The sequence below is a fragment of the Bradyrhizobium ontarionense genome (assembly GCF_021088345.1).
GTDB lineage: Bacteria > Pseudomonadota > Alphaproteobacteria > Rhizobiales > Xanthobacteraceae > Bradyrhizobium > Bradyrhizobium ontarionense.
Genome location: NZ_CP088156.1, coordinates 4,451,810 through 4,467,370, shown reverse-complemented (window position 1 = coordinate 4,467,370; position 15,561 = coordinate 4,451,810). Strand labels below are relative to the sequence as shown.

The following is a 15,561-nucleotide window of genomic DNA, read 5'->3' as shown; positions in this document are numbered from 1 at the left end:
CGCGGACTACGGACGGATCACGCGGTATGGGTCCCGGCGTTCGCCGGGACGACAGTTGTGGGCGTGGTGAGTGCGCGGGCTACTTCGCGCCGACGGCCTTCTTGCGCCAGGCGAGATGCACTGCGCAGGCGCAGCCAGCTGGATGGCTGGCGAGTTCGGCGTCGTTAGCTGGAGCGGGCGCGGCAGCTGCGCGCGGTGCCGTCTTCTCGGCCTCCTGTCCGCCCCGTGCCGGGATGTAGTTCAGGATCGGCGCCAGCCAGCGCTCGACCTCGGCGACAGTCATGCCCTTGCGCGCCGCGTAGTCCTCGACCTGGTCGCGCTCGATCTTGCCGACGCCGAAATAGAAGCTCTCGGGCGACGCAAAATAGAGGCCCGAGACCGACGAGCCCGGCCACATCGCAAAGCTCTCGGTCAGCGTGACGCCGGCGTTGGTCTCGGCATCGAGCAGCTCGAACAGCGTCGCCTTCTCGGTGTGATCGGGCTGCGCCGGATAGCCGGGCGCGGGGCGGATGCCCTGATACTTCTCCAGCATCAGATCGTCCGCGCTCAGCGCCTCGTCAGGCGCATAGGCCCAGAACTCACGGCGGACGCGGGCATGCAGGCGCTCGGCAAAGGCCTCGGCGAGACGATCGGCCAGCGCCTTGACCAGGATCGAGGAGTAGTCGTCATTGGCGTTCTTGAAGCGGTCGGCCACCACGTCCTCGCCGAGGCCGGCGGTGACCACGAAGCCGCCGACATAGTCCGGCACGCCGGAAGCCTGCGGGGCCACAAAGTCAGACAGCGCCGTGTTGAAGCGGCCCTCGCGCTTCTCCAGCTGCTGGCGCAGCGTGTGCAAGGTCGCGACCTCAGTGGTGCGAGTCTCGTCCGCATACAGCACGATGTCGTCTCCGACGGCATTGGCCGGCCAGAAGCCGATCGCGGCGCGCGCCGCGAACCACTTCTCGTCGACGATGCGCTTCAGCATCTTCAGCGCGTCGTCATAGAGCGCGCGCGCGGCCTCGCCGACCTTGGCGTCATCGAGAATGCCCGGGAAACGTCCGGCGAGCTCCCAGGTCTGGAAGAACGGCGTCCAGTCGATGTAGGGCACCAGCTCGGCCAGATCGTAATCGGCAAATGTCTTCACGCCGAGGAAGGTCGGCTTGACCGGCCTCGCCTTGGCAAAGTCGATCTTCGGCGCATTGGCGCGGGCATCCGAAAGCCTCAAGCGCTTCTTGTCGGCCTGGCCGCGCAGATGCGCGGCGGCGATCTTGCGGTATTCGCCGCGGACCTCGGCGGCGTAGGCATCCTTGCGCTCCGCCGACAGCAGCGACGACGCGACGCCGACGGCGCGGCTGGCGTCATTGACATGCACCACCGGGCCGCTTTGGTAGTTCGGATCGATCTTGACCGCGGTGTGAACGCGGCTCGTCGTGGCGCCGCCGATCAAGAGCGGCACGTTGAGGCCCTGGCGCTCCAACTCGGCAGCGAGATAGGACATCTCGTCGAGCGACGGCGTGATCAGGCCGGAAAGCCCGACGATGTCGGCCTTCTCGGCCTTCGCGGTCTCGATGATCTTGGCCGCGGGCACCATGACGCCGAGGTCGATGACCTCGAAATTGTTGCACTGGAGCACGATGCCGACGATGTTCTTGCCGATGTCGTGCACGTCACCCTTGACGGTCGCGAGCACGATCTTGCCGGCGTTGGAGCGCTCGTTGGCACGGCCCTTGTTGGCGGCCTTCTCGGCCTCCATGAACGGCATCAGATAGGCGACCGCCTGCTTCATGACGCGCGCGGACTTCACCACCTGCGGCAGGAACATCTTGCCGTCGCCGAAGAGATCGCCGACCACGTTCATGCCGGACATCAGCGGGCCTTCGATGACGTCGAGCGGGCGCGTCGAGGCGGCGCGCGCTTCTTCGGTGTCCTGCTCGATGAACGTGGTGATGCCGTGCACCAGCGCGTGGGACAGCCGCTTTCCGACCGGCCATTCGCGCCAGGCGAGGTCGGCCTCCTTGGTCTGCCGCTCCTTGCCGCGGAATTTCTCGGCCAGCGCGAGCAGCCGCTCGGAGGCGCCGGGGTCGCGGTTGAGCACGACGTCCTCGCACACCTGGCGCAGCTCGGGATCGATGTCGTCATAGACGATCATCTGGCCGGCATTGACGATGCCCATGTCCATGCCGGCCTTGATGGCGTGATACAGGAACACCGAGTGCATCGCCTCGCGCACCGGCTCATTGCCGCGGAACGAGAACGAGAGATTCGAGACGCCGCCGGAGACATGGGCGTGCGGCAGGTTCTGGCGAATCCACCTGACAGCCTCGATGAAGTCGACGCCGTAATTGTCGTGCTCCTCGATCCCCGTCGCGATCGCAAAGATGTTGGGATCGAAGATGATGTCTTCCGGCGGGAAGCCGAGCTGCTCGACCAGGATCTTGTAAGCGCGGGCGCAGATCTCGGTCTTGCGCTTGTAGGTGTCGGCCTGGCCCTTCTCGTCGAACGCCATCACGACCACGGCGGCACCGTGGCGGCGCGCGATCTTCGCTTCGTGGATGAACTTCTCCTCGCCTTCCTTGAGCGAGATCGAGTTCACCACCGGCTTGCCCTGGACGCATTTCAGGCCGGCCTCGATGACGTGGAATTTCGAGGAATCGACCATCACCGGCACGCGGGCGATGTCCGGTTCGGCGGCGACGAGATTGAGGAAGGTCCGCATCGCGGCTTCCGAATCCAGCAGGCCCTCGTCCATGTTGACGTCGATGACCTGGGCGCCGTTCTCGACCTGGTCGCGCGCGACCTGCAGCGCCGCGGTGTAGTCGCCGGCCGTGATCAGCTTGCGGAATTTGGCCGAACCGGTGACGTTGGTGCGCTCGCCGACATTGACGAAGGGAATGGCGGGCGTCAGCTCGAACGGCTCGAGGCCCGACAGCCGCAGCCGCGGCGCGATCTCCGGCACGACGCGCGACTTGTGCGGGGCGACCGCGGCGGCGATCGCCGCGATATGGTCCGGCGTGGTGCCGCAGCAGCCGCCGACGATGTTGACGAGGCCGGCGCTCGCGAACTCGCCGATCAGCCGCGCCATGTAGGCCGGCGTCTCGTCATACTGGCCGAACTCGTTGGGCAGTCCGGCATTCGGATGGGCAGACACCAGTGCGTCGGCGACGCGGCCGATGTCGGCGATATGGGCGCGCAAATCCTCGGCGCCGAGCGCGCAGTTGAAGCCGATGGTGAGCGGCTTGGCGTGACGGACGGAATTCCAGAACGCCTCGGGCATCTGGCCCGAGAGCAGGCGGCCAGACTTGTCGGTGATGGTGCCGGAGATCATCACGGGCACGTCGATGCCGCGCTCCTCGCAAAGCTCGGCGATCGCGTACAGCGCCGCCTTGCCGTTGAGCGTGTCGAAGATGGTCTCGACCAGCAGGATGTCGGCGCCGCCGTCCACGAGCCCGCGCGCCTGCTCGCCATAGGCGAGCCGGAGGTCGTCGAAAGTCACGGCGCGGTAGCCGGGGTTGGAGACGTCAGGCGAGATCGAGGCGGTACGGTTGGTCGGGCCCATCGCGCCGACGACGAAGCGCTGCTTGCCGTCCTCGGCCGCAACGCGGGTCGCGGCATTGCGTGCCAGCCGGGCGCCCTCGCGGTTGAGCTCGTAGGTGATGTCGGAGAGGTCGTAATCGGCCTGCGCGATCGAGGTCGCCGAGAAGGTGTTGGTGGAGACGAGGTCGGCGCCGGCGCGCAGATATTGCGCGTGGATGGCCTCGATCGCCTCGGGCTGGGTCAGGATCAGGAGATCGTTGTTGCCGCGGAGATCGCGATGGAAGTCCTTGAACCGCTCGCTGCGAAAGGCGGCCTCGTCGAACTGCAGCCCCTGGATCATCGTGCCCATGGCGCCGTCGAGGATCAGGATGCGCTTGGCCGCGGCGGCGAGGAAAGCGGTACGCGCTGGAGATACGGGAACGGACATCAGGCGGCGGCCTTGTTGGCGGACTTCGGGCGAATGCCGAGCAGATGGCTGATCGCGAATACGAGGTCGGCGCGGTTCATGGTGTAGAAATGGAAGGTGTCGACGCCCTGCTTGGCGAGCTTCTGCACCTGGCCGGCGGCGACGGTCGCGGCGACCAGCTTGCGGGTCTCGGGATCGTCATCGAGGCCGTCGAACTTCTCGGCGAGCCAGTCCGGCACCGTGGTGCCGGTGCGGGTGACGAAGGCGCGCGCCTGCTTGAAATTGTGCAGCGGCATGATGCCCGGCACGATCGGAATGTCGATGCCGCGGGCACGGACGCGGTCGAGGTAGCGGAAGTAGAGGTCGTTGTCGAAGAACACCTGGGTGATGGCGCGGGTCGCGCCGGCGTCGATCTTGGCCTGGAGCATGTCGATGTCGGCGTCGAAGTCGCGGCTCTCCGGGTGCTTCTCCGGATAGGCCGAGACGATGACGTCGATGTCGGGATGGCGCCTCTTGATGCCTTCGATCAGCTCGGGGGAGGTCTGGTAGCCGTCGGCGCGGGTGGAATAGGGCGCGCCGATGCCGCCGGGCGGATCGCCGCGCAATGCCACGATGTGGCGGACGCCGACCTCATGATAGCGGTCGACGACCTCGTCGATCTCGCCACGGGAGGCGCCGACGCAGGTCAGATGCGCTGCCGGCAGCAGTGCGGTTTCTTTCAGGATGCGCGCGATGGTGGCGTGGGTGCGCTCGCGCGTCGAGCCGCCAGCGCCGTAGGTAACGGAGACGAAGCTCGGCTCCAGCGGCGCCAGACGCTCGATCGAGGACCACAGCGTCCGGTCCATCTCCTCGGACTTCGGCGGGAAGAACTCGAACGAGATTTTCGGCCTGTTGATCGCGGAATGGCCGTCGGTGATGGCGGAGGCGAGGTCGGTCATGGCAACGCAGGTTCCCGATGGGACGTAAATTTCATCTCAATAGGGTGGCCCCATCTCGATCGGGCCAAGATAAGGGAAGTGCGTCGCAATAGACAGCCCACCGGGAATGGGATTTAGCCCACTAATGCACGCATGGTGACATTTTGTGTGCCTTTATCGTCGTCGATGGTGGGCAAGAAAAAACAAGAAATATCAATGGTTATGCGCGTGCCTTGGACGAAACTCGTCGAAATTGATCGTGGGAGATAGTCGTTGTGCCGCTGTATACAGGAAGTTCGTCCCAACCCCATTGTCGCCGATCCCCTGCATTTGCGGCAGGTCACCGCCGCGGTTGGCCCATTGTGGTGCGGCGTGCAGGCATTAGGTTGAGCCAATGATACCGCTTTCCGTCCTCGACCTCTCCGTCACCACCACGGCGACCAAGCCGTCGGCGGCGTTACGCAACAGCATCGACTTGGCCCGCCACGTCGATCAGCTCGGCTATGTCCGCTATTGGCTGGCTGAGCACCACAGCCTGCCCTCGGTGGCGAGCCCGTCGCCCGACATCATGATCGGGCAGATCGCGGCGGCGACTCAGCACATCCGCGTCGGCTCCGGCGGCGTGATGCTGCCCAACCATGCGCCGCTGGTGGTCGCCGAGCGCTTCAAGATGCTGGAGGCGCTGTTTCCCGGCCGCATCGATCTCGGCCTGGGACGTGCGCCAGGCACCGACGGCACCACGGCCTATGCGCTGCGCAGCCGGCTCGACCGCCGCGAGGGCGACGATTTCCTGGAGCGGCTGCACGAGCTGATGCTATGGGAGACGCGCGAATTTCCCGCGGGCCACCCCTATAACAACGTCATAGCGATGCCCGATGATGCACCGCTGCCGCCGATCTGGCTGCTCGGCTCAAGCGACTATTCCAGCGAGCTGTCGGCGCAGCTCGGCTTGGGGTTCGGCTTTGCGCATCATTTCGCCAGCCACGACGCAGTCGATGCGATGACCAATTATCGCGCGCATTTCACGCCGTCGCGCTGGCGGTCGCAGCCGCACGCGATCCTGGCTGTGGCCGTGGTGACGGCGGATACCGATGCCGAAGCCGAGCGGCTGGCGTCGTCGATGGACCTCAATCGGCTCCGGCGCGACCGCGGCCAGTTTCTGCCGCTGCCGAGCCCGGAGGAGGTGGCGGCCTATCTGTATACAGACGCCGACCGCGCCTCGATCGCGCGCAACCGCTCGCGGCTGTTCGTCGGCTCGCCGTCGACGGTGCGGGCCAAGCTCGATCCGATGATCGCCGCCAGCCAGGCCGACGAGCTGATGGTGATCACGGCGACCTTCGACCACGAGGCGCGCAAGCGCTCCTACAGCCTGCTCGCCGACGCGTTCGGTCTGGAGCGGAAGGCGGCAGCGTAAGGAGGGGCAGGCACGCTGCGGCGCTCTCACGATGTGATCAGGGGCGAGCGATGCAGGAAGCTGTCGTCGCTCACCTGGTCCACGACGAAGCGCGCGACATCCGCCCGCGCAATCGTCCCGCCATGAAAACCGGAGAGATCCGTCAATGCGCGCACCGCGTGGCCGCCCGGCTTGTCGTTCAGCACGGAAGGACGAACGAGCACCCAGTCGAGCCCGCTATCCCCGATGATCGCTTCCTGCCGATTCTTGTCGGCGTACACCTTGCGCAGCAGCAGCGGAAAAATCAGCCTGTCGAACAGAAAGCCGCCGTGTGCGGCGCTGTCACCGGCGCCCATCCCCGTGATGGCAACCAGCCGCGAGACGTGCTCTGCCTGCATAGCACTGACCAGCGATCGCGTCACCGTCGAGAGCAGCGTCACCTCGCGGAACGGACTGGCCGGCGTGCCCAGTGCACTGATGACCGCGTCCTGGCCCTTGAGCGCCTTCCGCAACGCAGCTTCGTCGCGGGCGTCACCGACGACGAGACGCGCGCCTTGCAGGTCGCGGGCCTTCTCGGGCGAACGCACCAGCGCGGTGACCTCGTAACCACGCGCCAGCGCCTCGCGAACAATCAGGCGGCCGGCGCCGCCGGTGGCGCCAAGGACAAGGATTTTCGACTTCACGGTGGCGACGTTGTTGGTGTTGAGATTGGTCACGATGACCTCCTTGATTGGCGGCGGGACGCGTCCTTGGAGGCGCCCCGCATGTTGGTTTCGGTCGGTGATCAGAGTTTGTTGCCGTCAGGCCGCGGTCGTGATGTCTGTGACGAAGTTGCGATAAGAGCGCAGCGGGCGACCCAGCAGCGCCGTCAGGCGCGCGACGTCGCCTTCGTCCGGGACCATGCCGTCGGTCAGGAAGCGCTCGCTCATCAGCCGCATGTCGAACGCCGTCCAGCTCGGCATGACCTGCCGGAGGTTGGTCTCGAACTGCGCGGTGTTGTCGCCGCCATAGGCGATCGTCCGCCCCAGCACGTCCGACCAGATCGCGGCGGCATCAGCGCCGGTCAGCGTGTCCGGACCGACCAGGTTGATCCGCGCGAGCGGGAGTGGCGCTGCGGACTGCTCACGGCGGATCAGCTCGATTGCTGCGATCTCGCCGATGTCACGGATGTCGATCATGGCGAGGCCCTTGGCTCCGATCGGCATCGGGTAGACGCCGTAGCCGAGCACGACGTCCTTGATCGTGAGATCGTTGTTCATGAAGTAGGCCGGCCGCAGGATGGTGGCGTTCAAGCCCATCTGCTCAATCATTCGCTCGACACCGAACTTGCCGGCGAAGTGCGGCACGTTGACGTAGACGTCGCTGTGGATCACCGAGAGATAGACGATCCGCTCGATGCCCGCCTCGCGGGCGATGTTGAGCGCGATCAGTGCCTGCGTGAATTCATCAGGCGTGACGGCGTTGAGCAGGAACAGGGTCGAGACGCCCGAGAACGCGCTGCGCAGCGAATCGACGTCGAGCAGGTCGCCTTGTGCGATCTGGACGCCTGCCGGCAAGTTGGCCTTGGCAGGATTGCGGACGAGGGCGCGGACATCGGCGCCGCGCCTGACGAGCTGTTCGACGACGTGACGGCCAACGGTGCCAGTGGCGCCGGTAACGAGGATGGTCATGGGGATCACTCCGGGTTGGGTTCAGAAGACATTCCGAAAATATCGATCCACACGTGGTCCAATAGACGCTATATTTGGACAGGTCGTCTCACTGGTGAAACAGATGGATCTCGTTGCCCTCGCCGATTTCAACCTGGTTGCCCGCCACGGCGGATTCGGTCGTGCTGCGCGCGCCGCCGGGCGTCCCAAGGCGACGCTGTCCCGTCGGGTCATGGAACTGGAGGCCGCCCTCGACCTGCGTCTCCTCGAGCGCGGGGGGCGCGCCCTGAAGCTCACCGAGGAAGGACGGGCGCTGTTCGAGCGGACCGGGGCGTTGCTCACCGAGCTCGACGAGACCGCAGCGGCGATCGCTTCGGGTGGAGACACGCCGCGCGGCAGGCTGCGCATCAGCGCACCCGTGCAGTTTTCGCAGAGCGCGATGGGCAGGATCGCTGCCGGGTTCGCGCTGAAGTTTCCGCAAGTCCGGCTCGAGGTCACGACGGAGGACCGCACCGTCGACATGATCGAAGAAGGTTACGACCTAGTGATCCGGGTCAATCCGGATCCGGATGACAGCCTTGTCGGGCGCATCTTTCTGCGCGACCGGCTGGTGGTCGTCGCAAGCCCGGGCCTCGCGCGACCGGCGGAGAACGTCGCTGTCCCGGTTGTCGCGCGCGGCGCGGGTGATCGCGCTGGCGCGTGGGATGTGATGGCGCCAACTGGAAGATCACGCATCGCGATCGATCCGGTGCTTCGCCTGTCGTCGCTCGTGATGGTCCGCGATGCGGTCCGAGCGGGCGCCGGCGCCGCACGCCTTCCGATCTCGCTTGTCAGTCACGATCTCGCTGCCGGCACGTTGGTCCATTGGGGTGACGTCGACGGACCGGAGATCGCGCTGTGGACGCTCTATCCGTCGCGGCGGCTGTTGAGCGCGCGTGTCTCCGCCTTCCTCGATTTCTTGAAGGAGGCCTTCCCGATGGGAACGCCTGCCGAGCTGGCCGCCTATGTCGGGTCATAGACGGCGGCGTGAACTCTCGGTGTCGTCCCGGGCAAGTCCGGAAGCGCGTCAGCGCTGCCGGACGCAGATCGGGGACCGATACCGCCGGATGTTCCTGTGAGAGGGCGGTCGGAGAAATCGTGCTGCGACCACTTAAGCTCTGTGGTTATGGGCCCCGGCGTTCGCCGGGGCGACAGGAGAGAGCTACTCTCGTGTCTCGCTGAACGTCGCCCGGAACGGATGAGCCGGATAGACGCCGACGATGCGGAGCTCGCGCGAGAAGAACTTCAATTCCTCCAGCGCGAAGGCGAGGCCGCGGTCGTTGGGATGACCGTCGACATCGGCATAGAACTGCGTGGCGAAGAAATTGCCGTCGACCATGTAGCTTTCGAGCTTGGTCATGTTGACGCCGTTGGTGGCGAAGCCGCCGAGCGCCTTGTACAGCGCGGCGGGCAGGTTGCGGACGCGGAACACGAAGCTCGTCACCAGCGGGCCGGAATTCTGCTCGGCCCATTGCTCCTCGCGCGCGAGCACCACGAAGCGGGTGGTGTTGTGGGCCTCGTCCTCGATGTCCTCGGCGAGGATGTCCAAGCCGTAGATTTCGGCGGCGAGGCGCGAGGCGATGGCCGCCACGCTCTTGTCGCCGCGCTGGGACACATCGCGCGCGCTGCCCGCAGTGTCGCCGGCCACGATCGGCCGGACGCCGAGCTGGCGGATGATGCGGCGGCACTGGCCGAGCGCGTGGACGTGGCTCTCGACCGTCTTGATGTCCGCAAGCTTGGTGCCCTTCAGCGCCATCAACTGGTGGCGGACCGGCAGGAACCACTCGCCGATGATGTAGAGGCCCGAGGCCGGCAGCAGGTGGTGGATGTCGGCGACGCGGCCGGCGACCGAGTTCTCGATCGGAATCATGCCGAGGTCCGCCTCGCCGGAGGAGATCGCGCTCAGCGCATCCTCGAAGGTCGGGCAGGGCATGGCCTCAGCGGCCGGGTAAGCCTCGGAAATGGCGATGTGGGAATTGGCTCCCGGCTCGCCTTGGAATGCGATTTTCAAGATCTTGCTCATGAAGGGCCTTTTAGCAGCTCAGGCTTTGGACAAAAGCCGGCGCGCGGTTTCGAGATCGGCCGGGGTGTCGACGCCGCGGGGCACGGCGTCGACGACCATGACGTCGATGCGCATGCCGGCCTCCAGCGCCCGCAGCTGCTCCAGCTTCTCCTGCTGCTCCAGCGGCGACGGCGGCAGGCTGACGAATCGCTCCAGCGCCGCCCGGCGGTAGGCGTAGAGGCCGATGTGGTGGTAGCGCGGTCCGTCGCCATGCGGCGCCGTGGCCCGGGTGAAATACAGCGCGCGCATGCGCCGCCCGCCGAGCGGCGAGCCGACCGCCTTGACGACGTTCGGATTGAGGCTCTCCTCCTCGGTGTGGATCTGGGCCGCCAGCGTGGCGATGTCCACCGTGGGATCATCCAGCGGCGGCAGAACGTCGCTGATGTTCTGCGGGTCGATGGTCGGGAAGTCGCCCTGCAGATTGACCACGATCTCGGCTTCCCGCGCAGGGTCCAGCTTGCAGAGGGCTTCGTGGATGCGATCGGAGCCGGACGGATGATCCGGCCGCGTCATGACCACTTCGCCGCCCGCAGCTTCTATCGCCGCAGCGATTTCGGGCGTGTCGGTGGCCACAGCCACGCGGCCGATCGCGGCTTCCTGCGCGCGGCGCAGCACCTGCACGATCATCGGCTGGCCGGCGATGTCGAGCAGCGGCTTGCCCGGCAGGCGGGTCGAGGCCATGCGGGCGGGGATCAGCACCAAGATACGTGGGTTGGTCATCCGGGGAACGACAGGTCGGAGCCGGTCGCAACAGGCGCGACGGACTTGATGGGGACAGCAAAAGCCGGCTGCTTATACGGGTTGCCAGAGCACGGGCAAACCGATATCTCAATTCCGCTCCAGGGGGAGGCGCGACGGCTCGATTCCTTGGGGCGATTCACGGCCGCGGCCTCGCGACCCCCAAGAACAATGAAATCCGCCCTCGGAGCCTGATTCCAAAATGGACTCCTTCGAACTGAACAAAATCATCGGCGCCGTCCTGGCCGCCTGTCTGGTCGTGCTGGTGACGAGCTTCACCGCCAGCGCGCTGTTTGCGCCGAAAATGCCGGAGAAGCCGGGTTTCGAGATCGCCGTGAAGGAAGCCGAGGGCGCCGCCAAGGGTGGCGCTGCGCCGACCGCCGCCGAGCCGATCGAGAAGCTGCTGCAGACCGCTTCCGTCGAGAAGGGCGCTGCCGCCGCCAAGAAGTGCGCGGCCTGCCACACCTTCGCGAAGGGCGAGAAGAACGGTGTCGGCCCCAACCTCTATGGCATCGTCGGCGACAAGGTCGGCGAGGGCCGCGGCTTCAACTTCTCGGCCGGGATGAAGGGCAAGGGCGGCACCTGGAGCATCGATGCGCTCAACCAGTTCATCACCAATCCGAAGGGCTACGTTCCGGGCACCGCGATGGGCTTCGCCGGTATCCAGAAGGACTCAGAGCGCGCCGACGTGCTGGCCTATCTGAACTCGCTGGCCGACAGCCCGGCCCCGCTGCCGACCGCCGCCAAGTGAGCCGGCTCTGATCCCTGATTTCCGAACGGCCGGGCCCCAAGCCCGGCCGTTTTGCTTTGGGAACGAATTTCGCCCCATTTGGGACCTTTGGTCGCATCCACCGCGTTCACAACCCGGTATCATGAGGAAAAAGCAAGGTTATTGGTCGAAACCTTGCCGTATATTGTCCTCTGAATGGAACATGGTTCGCGGGCTGGAGCGCTTCGCTTCGGCCGGCGCAACCTGCCCCTGAGAATTGGGTTACGATCAAACGTTGGATCACGGAGCAGCAGCGGCCGGCGCCGACCACCTGCTTCGCTGCGGTCTTATTCAGAGGAAGTCTCATTTGACGATTACCCGACGACAGCTGCTGCAGAGCAGCGCCTTCGCTGCGATGACCCCGGCGCTCGGCACCGCGGCCAGCCTCGTTCCTCTCGACGCCGCGCAGGCGCAGGCCGGCGAGCAGCTGGTCTGGCGTCACGGCCTGTCGCTGTTCGGCCAGATCAAGTATCCCGCAGACTTCAAGCGCTTCGACTACGTTAATCCCGACGCGCCCAAGGGCGGCACGGCCCGCATGATCTCGATCGGGACCTTCGACAATTTCAACATCGTCGTGATGTATGTGAAGGGCAACATCGCGCCCGCCGCGGCGCTGGTCTACGAGACGCTGATGACGCGGTCTCAGGACGAGGTCTCGACCGAATACGGCCTGCTCGCCGAGTCCGCCGCCTATCCGGACGATTTCTCCTGGGTCATCTATCGCCTCCGTAAGGAAGCGCGCTGGCAGGACGGCAAGCCGGTGACGCCCGAGGACGTCATCTTTTCGCTCGAGGTTCTGAAGAAGAACAGCCCGCACTACTCGTCCTACTACCGCCATGTCGGGAAGGCCGAGAAGACCGGCGATCTCGAGGTCAAGTTCACCTTCGATGGACCCGGCAATCGCGAGCTGCCGCACATCGTGGGCGAGCTGCTGGTGCTGCCGAAGCATTGGTGGGAGGGCACGGATGCGCAAGGGCGCAAGCGCGACGTTACCGCCACGACCTTGGAGCCGCCGCTCGGGTCGAGCCCGTATCGCATCAAGGAATTCGTTCCCGGCCGCTCGATCAAGGTGGAGCGCGTCAAGGACTATTGGGGCGAAAAACTTCCCGTTCAGGTCGGCCAGAATAATTTCGACGAGCTGCAGTTCGAGTTCTTCCGCGACAACATCGTCGCGCTCGAAGCCTTCAAGGCCGATCAGGCGGACTGGATCAGCGAGAACTCGGCCAAGCAATGGGCCACGGCCTACGACTTCCCGGCCATCAAAGACAAGCGGGTGGTCAAGGACGAATTTCCGATCAGCGATTCCGGCCGGATGCAGGGCTTCGCCTTCAACCTGCGGCGTCCGCAGTTCCAGGACGCGCGGCTGCGGCGCGCCTTCAACTACGCCTTCGATTTCGAGGAGATGAACAAGCAGTTGTTCTACGGCCAGTACAAGCGGATCAACAGCTATTTCGAAGGCACCGATCTGGCCTGCTCCGGGCTGCCGCAGGGCCAGGAGCTGCAGATCCTCGAAGGCATGCGCGACAAGGTGCCGCCGGAGGTTTTCACGACGGTTTATCAGGGCCCGGTGGGTGGCAACCCCGACGCCGTCCGCGGCAATCTGCGCGAGGCCACGAAGCTGTTGAAGGAGGCCGGTTTCGAGATCAAGGACCATAAGCTGACCGATCCCACCGGCAAGCCCGTCACCGTCGAGCTGCTGGTCCAGGATCCGTCGTCCGAGCGTATCGTGCTGTTCTACAAGCCCTCGCTGGAGCGCCTGGGCGTCGCCGTCACTGTCCGCCAGGTCGACAACGTCCAGTATGAGAACCGGGTGCGCACCTTCGACTACGACATGATCGTCGATGTCTGGGGGCAGTCGTTGTCTCCGGGCAACGAGCAGCGCGACTTCTGGGGCTCCAAGGCCGCTGACGAACCCGGCTCGAAGAACTCGGTCGGCATCAAGAACCCGGCGGTCGACGAGCTGATCGAGAAGATCATCTTCGCGAAGGATCGCGCCAGCCTCGAAGCGGCGACGCATGCACTCGACCGGGTGCTGCTGTGGAATTTCTACGTCGTCCCGCAATTCACCTATCCGTTCGCGCGCAGCGCGCGCTGGGACCGCTTCGGCCATGCGGAGCTGCCGAAATACGCCCGGTCCGGCTGGCCGAATCTGTGGTGGTACGACGCCGACAAGGCTGCCAAGGTGAAGCGCTCTTGAGCAGGTTCTCTCATCTGTTGTCACGCCGGGGCGTGCTCGGGCTTGGCCTGGGCGCCCTGAGCGTTTCCCTGCTCAAGCCGGCGTGGGCTGCGGAGTTCGGCGCAGAGTCTCACGGCGCGTCGGCCTTCGACGACCTGAAATACCCGGCCGACTTTCGCCACTTCGACTACGTCAATCCGGATGCCCCGAAGGGCGGGCTCTTCTCGCTGATCCCCTCGGTCCGCGCCTACAACCAGTCCTATCAGACGTTCAACTCGTTCAATGCCTACGTCCTCAAGGGTGAGGGCGCGCAGGGCATGGACATGACGTTCGCCTCGCTGATGGTGCGCGCGAGCGACGAGCCCGATGCGGTCTATGGGCTGGTCGCGAAGTCGGTCGCGATCTCCGCGGACAAGCTGACCTATCGCTTCATCTTGCGGCCCGAAGCGCGATTCCATGACGGCTCGAAGATCACGGCCCAGGACGTCGCCTTCTCGCTGAACACGCTGAAGGAGAAGGGCCATCCGCTGATCGTTGTGCAGCTGCGCGACTTCGTGAAGGCCGAGGCCGTCGACGATGCGACCGTCATCGTGAGCTTCGTCGAGAAGCGCGCCCGTGACGTGCCGCTCTATGTCGTGACCCTGCCGATCTTCTCGAAGGCCTGGTATGCGAACCGCGCGTTCGACGAGGGGCCGCTCGATGTGCCGCTCGGCTCGGGCCCGTACAAGGTCGGCAAGTACGAGATCAACCGCTACGTCGAGTTCGAGCGCGTCAAGGACTGGTGGGCGGCCGATCTGCCGGTCAGCCGCGGCATGTATAATTTCGACATCGTGCGCTACGAGTTCTATCGCGACCGCGACGTCGCCTTCGAGGGCTTCAGCGCCAAGAGCTATCTCTTCCGCGAGGAGTTCACCTCGCGCATCTGGGCCACGCGCTACGACTTCCCGGCCATCAAGGACGGCCGCGTCAAGCGCGAGCTGCTGCCGGACGAGACGCCGTCGGGCGGGCAGGGCTGGTTCATCAACACCCGCCGCGACAAGTTCGGGGATCCGCGCGTCCGTCAGGCGCTGACCTACGCGTTCGACTTCGAATGGACCAACAAGACCATCATGTACGGCGCCTATGCGCGCGCGGTGTCGCCGTTCCAGAATTCCGACATGGTCGCAGTCGGACCGCCGTCGCCGGAGGAGCTGAAGCTGCTGGAGCCGTTCCGCGGCCAGGTGCCTGACGACGTGTTCGGCGAGCCGTTCGTGCCGCCGGTCTCGGACGGATCGGGCCAGGATCGCGCGCTGCTGCGCAAGGCCTCGCAGCTGCTGCAGCAGGCCGGCCTGCCGGTCAAGGACGGCAAGCGGCTGCTGCCGAATGGCGAGGCCTTCGCGATCGAGTTCCTGATCGACGAGGTCTCGTTCAAGCCGCACCACGGCACCCTGATCAAGAACCTGCAGACGCTCGGCATCGATGCCGACTTACGCGTCGTCGACGCCGTGCAGTATCGCGCGCGGGTCGAGGATTTCGACTTCGACATCACGGTGCAGCGGCTGACGATGTCGCCGACGCCCGGCGACAGCCTGAGGCCCTATTTCACCTCGGACGCGGCCAAGACCAAGGGCTCGTACAATCTCGCCGGCATCAGCAATCCCGCGATCGATACGCTGGTCAACAAGGCGATCTCGGCTGCGACCCGCAGCGAGCTGACGCTGGCCTGCCGGGCGCTCGATCGCGTGTTCCGCGCCGGGCATTACTGGATACCGCAATGGTATCGCCAGACCCATCCGATCGCCTATTGGGATCAGTTCAGCCACCCGCCGAAGCCGCCGAAATACGCCTCGGGCGTCGGCGCCCCTGACATCTGGTGGTACGATGCCGCCAAGGCCGCAAAGCTCGAGCAGGCGAAGTAGT

General features: G+C 65.5%; 11 protein-coding genes. 5 read left to right on the top strand and 6 right to left on the bottom strand.

Annotated features, from left to right (window positions below; translation table 11 throughout):
- Positions 1-79: 79 nt before the first annotated feature.
- Positions 80-3,940 carry a methionine synthase gene (gene metH, locus LQG66_RS19830; protein ID WP_231317369.1) on the bottom strand — a complete coding sequence of 1,287 codons (3,861 nt, stop codon included), beginning with the start codon at positions 3,938-3,940 and terminating at the stop codon, positions 80-82.
- Complete coding sequence (metF, locus tag LQG66_RS19825; RefSeq protein ID WP_231317368.1) at positions 3,940-4,857, bottom strand: methylenetetrahydrofolate reductase [NAD(P)H]; 918 nt, start codon at positions 4,855-4,857, stop codon at positions 3,940-3,942. Before metF ends, metH begins: the two co-directional genes overlap by 1 nt.
- A 373-nt stretch (positions 4,858-5,230) precedes the next feature.
- Here metF and LQG66_RS19820 point away from each other — a divergent pair, with 373 nt between their 5' ends.
- The gene (locus tag LQG66_RS19820; protein WP_231317367.1) at positions 5,231-6,250 is read left to right on the top strand and encodes an LLM class flavin-dependent oxidoreductase; all 1,020 of its coding nucleotides are present in this window, start codon (positions 5,231-5,233) and stop codon (positions 6,248-6,250) included.
- Positions 6,251-6,276: 26 nt separating this feature from the next.
- Here the strand turns inward: LQG66_RS19820 and LQG66_RS19815 are convergent, their stop codons facing one another.
- Both LQG66_RS19815 and LQG66_RS19810 read right to left on the bottom strand, forming a co-directional pair.
- On the bottom strand, positions 6,277-6,945 hold the full coding sequence (locus tag LQG66_RS19815) for an NAD(P)-dependent oxidoreductase (RefSeq protein ID WP_231317366.1): 669 nt from the start codon (positions 6,943-6,945) through the stop codon (positions 6,277-6,279).
- Positions 6,946-7,029: 84 nt separating this feature from the next.
- Entirely contained in the window at positions 7,030-7,899 is an 870-nt protein-coding gene (locus tag LQG66_RS19810) for an SDR family oxidoreductase (RefSeq protein WP_231317365.1), read from the bottom strand.
- Positions 7,900-8,002: 103 nt separating this feature from the next.
- On the opposite strand from LQG66_RS19810, the gene LQG66_RS19805 reads away from it, so the two are divergent.
- Positions 8,003-8,896, top strand: a complete 894-nt coding sequence (locus LQG66_RS19805) for a LysR family transcriptional regulator (protein ID WP_231317364.1) — start codon at positions 8,003-8,005, stop codon at positions 8,894-8,896.
- Between the two features lie 183 nt (positions 8,897-9,079).
- Here LQG66_RS19805 and LQG66_RS19800 read toward each other — a convergent pair whose 3' ends face one another.
- Positions 9,080-9,940 carry a prephenate dehydratase gene (locus LQG66_RS19800; protein ID WP_231317363.1) on the bottom strand — a complete coding sequence of 287 codons (861 nt, stop codon included), beginning with the start codon at positions 9,938-9,940 and terminating at the stop codon, positions 9,080-9,082.
- 18 nt (positions 9,941-9,958) lie between these two features.
- Positions 9,959-10,699, bottom strand: a complete 741-nt coding sequence (locus LQG66_RS19795; protein WP_231317362.1) for a 3-deoxy-manno-octulosonate cytidylyltransferase — start codon at positions 10,697-10,699, stop codon at positions 9,959-9,961.
- Positions 10,700-10,919: 220 nt separating this feature from the next.
- Between LQG66_RS19795 and LQG66_RS19790 the strand changes: the two genes are divergently transcribed.
- From LQG66_RS19790 to LQG66_RS19780, 3 genes are all read left to right on the top strand, one after another.
- Complete coding sequence (locus LQG66_RS19790) at positions 10,920-11,468, top strand: c-type cytochrome (RefSeq protein ID WP_231317361.1); 549 nt, start codon at positions 10,920-10,922, stop codon at positions 11,466-11,468.
- 373 nt (positions 11,469-11,841) lie between these two features.
- The gene (locus LQG66_RS19785) at positions 11,842-13,683 is read left to right on the top strand and encodes an extracellular solute-binding protein (protein ID WP_231327863.1); all 1,842 of its coding nucleotides are present in this window, start codon (positions 11,842-11,844) and stop codon (positions 13,681-13,683) included.
- A complete protein-coding gene (locus LQG66_RS19780; RefSeq protein ID WP_231317360.1) occupies positions 13,680-15,560 on the top strand; it encodes an extracellular solute-binding protein in 1,881 nt (626 codons plus the stop codon). The genes LQG66_RS19785 and LQG66_RS19780 overlap by 4 nt, the downstream gene beginning before the upstream one ends.
- Position 15,561 lies beyond the last annotated feature (1 nt).